The following is a 2,693-nucleotide window of genomic DNA, read 5'->3' on the forward strand; positions in this document are numbered from 1 at the left end:
CATATTTGTGCCAAATAATGCTGCAAAATGGAGCATTTTTATACAGTTGTTTAAGAAATAAAAACTTATAAAACCCTATATAAATGTGTGCTTTAAAAAGTACGGTGTATCGTAATAGATTCTTAGTTTCATAAAAAAGCTCCTAAATAAGGTATAATATAGAATGAAAACAACATACTACTATAATTCGCCTATTGGAAGTATAAAATTTGTCTGTACAGCCAAGCATTTGGTACAGATGAATTTTACGGATTTAGTTTATGAAAATCCAAAAATATACACAAAAATAGCCTCTACATGTAGAGCCCAATTAGATGAGTACTTTTCTAAAACAAGAGAAACTTTTTTTCTTCCAATACTATTTGAAAAAGGAACAGATTTTCAAAGGAGTGTTTGGAATGCTTTACAAAATATACCATATGGTGAAACTAGAAGCTACAAGGATATAGCCAATAAGATTGGCAATCCAAAGGCTGTCAGAGCAGTTGGAGGAGCTAATAACAAGAATCCTATAGGTATTGTAGTTCCTTGTCATAGGGTTATTGGAAGTAGTGGAAAACTTGTAGGTTATGCAGGCGGATTAGATAAAAAAGAGATGTTGTTAAAACTTGAAGGAAAAAAATGACAAAACCAAATCATATGGAAAAAGAGAAAATATATAAGACAAAAGATATCATACCTGCACTTAAATATTATGGCAATAGTTTCGACAAAATAAAAACAAAGTACGAAAATCGTGCAAAAGCAATTATACTAGGATACAGAGTATTTAAATCAGGGCTAAGCGAGAAAGATCTTCGTCTACATGTAGAGGGTAGGGCAACGGATAGAGATATTTTATCTGTTTTGGACTATAAGGATATGAAAAACATACGCTCATGGAGTATATCTTCAAAACTAAAAGATGAAGAAAAAGAGTTAGAGGCATTACGAATTTGGTGCATGAGGCTTGGGGCTATTGCACTTATGGGGAAGCTCACTCAAAAAGATATTATAGCAATTGCAGCCCAAACAGAAGAGTTGGACTGCACGGTACCAAAAGAGTTCTAAAATTATATCTCTTCAGATATAATTAAACCAAATCCTTTAAGACCAATAAAGTCTTTTCCTTTAGAGTTTGTAAGTAGGCTAATTTTTTCGATACCCAATTTTTTGAGAATTTGTGCACCAATTCCAAACTCTTTAACCTCTTTTTTTGTAGAGTATTCATCATCAAGAAATATCAAAACACCACCATTGGTTTTGAGGTACTCTATCGCTCTTATCATTCCGTTAAACTTCTCTTCATCAGAAAAAAGTTTTATATCTGGCATAATATGGTGAAATTTTACAGCAGACTCTTTTTTAATCTCACCAAATGTATATGCAATATGGTGATTACCTTCATGGTCAACCATATCTATGCGGTTTGTTGCTACTCCAAGTAGTTTGGTTTGAGATTCAGTTATAACTCTTACAAGAGACTCATGCTGTATACGATACTCAACAATATCCGAGATATATACCATATTTAAATTGTGCTTTTCACAAAAAATATCTAAATCATCACGCCTTGCCATTGTTCCATCTTCTTTCATGATTTCACATATAACAGCAGACTCTGCAAGTCCTGAAAGACGACATAGGTCAATAGAGCCTTCAGTATGACCAGTTCTTACAAGTGTGCCACCCTTTTTAGCTATGAGTGGGAAGATATGACCTGGGCGAACTAGTTCATTTGCAGTACTTTCACTGTCGGCCAATATCCGTATAGTCATATCTCTCTCGTTTGCTGAGATACCAGTTGTACAAAGTCTAGCATCAACAGAGACTGTAAATGCTGTTTCGTGTTGTGAGTCATTGTCTGTAACCATTGGTGCAAGTTTTAGCCTTTGTGCTATTTTATTTGAAACTGATACACATATCAGACCTTTTGCTTCACTTGCCATAAAATTAACTTTTTCTGGAGTAGAAAAACTTGCAGGATATACTAAGTCACCCTCATTTTCGCGATCTTCATCGTCACACATGACAATCATCTTTCCTTGTTTCATATCTTCAATCGCTTGTTTTACTCTATCTATTGGTGTCATGATTTTCCTATATTTTATAAATTTATTCATATTGTACTAAAAAGCCCTTGACAAACAAATAAAAATCGACTATAATTTCACCTCACTTACGACGAAGTAGGTATTTAAATGTCGCGGGATAGAGCAGTTTGGTAGCTCGTCGGGCTCATAACCCGAAGGTCGATGGTTCAAATCCGTCTCCCGCAACCATTTTTAACGAATATTGGGGTATCGCCAAGCGGTAAGGCACTGGTTTTTGGTACCAGTATTCGGGGGTTCGAATCCCTCTACCCCATCCACCTTTTTATTTATATTTCCATTTGTTTTACAATAGACTGTGCTAGGTATTATGCAAGAAGTATATTTAGTAAATCTCGTTTAGATTATAGCTAAACTAAGAGTTAATTGTTTATATTTTATTGCACTTATTGGTTGAATTCAGGTACTACGGTTTCAATCTAAGCGAATTTGATGGGCTTGATGCAATCTATCAAAAACTTTACGCTTTAGAAGTTGAGATAAAACAAGCGATAGATTTGGACTTAGAGCCTTATTTGTGCAAGTGGGTAAATACCATAAGCGATGAAGATAGAATACCTGAGTATAAAATCCTCTGTAGTAGTTTTGAGGTGGAGAGTTTTT

4 protein-coding genes and 2 tRNA genes are annotated in these 2,693 nt (G+C 34.6%); 5 read left to right on the top strand and 1 reads right to left on the bottom strand.

Annotated elements, in window-relative coordinates; all coding sequences use genetic code 11:
• Nucleotides 1-163 precede the first annotated feature (163 nt).
• On the top strand, nt 164-625 hold the full coding sequence (locus tag MV052_RS02765; protein ID WP_297440761.1) for a methylated-DNA--[protein]-cysteine S-methyltransferase: 462 nt from the start codon (nt 164-166) through the stop codon (nt 623-625).
• Nucleotides 622-1,050, top strand: a complete 429-nt coding sequence (locus tag MV052_RS02770; RefSeq protein WP_297440763.1) for a hypothetical protein — start codon at nt 622-624, stop codon at nt 1,048-1,050. Before MV052_RS02765 ends, MV052_RS02770 begins: the two co-directional genes overlap by 4 nt.
• A 2-nt stretch (nt 1,051-1,052) precedes the next feature.
• On the opposite strand, the gene MV052_RS02775 is transcribed toward MV052_RS02770, so the two are convergent.
• Nucleotides 1,053-2,072, bottom strand: a complete 1,020-nt coding sequence (locus MV052_RS02775) for a bifunctional 3,4-dihydroxy-2-butanone 4-phosphate synthase/GTP cyclohydrolase II (RefSeq protein WP_297440765.1) — start codon at nt 2,070-2,072, stop codon at nt 1,053-1,055.
• A gap of 112 nt (nt 2,073-2,184) precedes the next feature.
• Here MV052_RS02775 and MV052_RS02780 point away from each other — a divergent pair.
• The 3 genes from MV052_RS02780 to MV052_RS02790 all read left to right on the top strand — a co-directional run.
• Nucleotides 2,185-2,261, top strand: a tRNA-Met gene (locus MV052_RS02780).
• A gap of 14 nt (nt 2,262-2,275) precedes the next feature.
• Nucleotides 2,276-2,350: transfer RNA gene (locus MV052_RS02785), tRNA-Gln, on the top strand.
• Between the two features lie 129 nt (nt 2,351-2,479).
• Nucleotides 2,480-2,693, top strand: a 214-nt coding sequence (locus MV052_RS02790) for a hypothetical protein (RefSeq protein ID WP_297440767.1), incomplete at its 3' end; no start/stop codon positions are given.

This window comes from Sulfurimonas sp. (genome assembly GCF_026988655.1).
Taxonomy (GTDB): domain Bacteria; phylum Campylobacterota; class Campylobacteria; order Campylobacterales; family Sulfurimonadaceae; genus Sulfurimonas.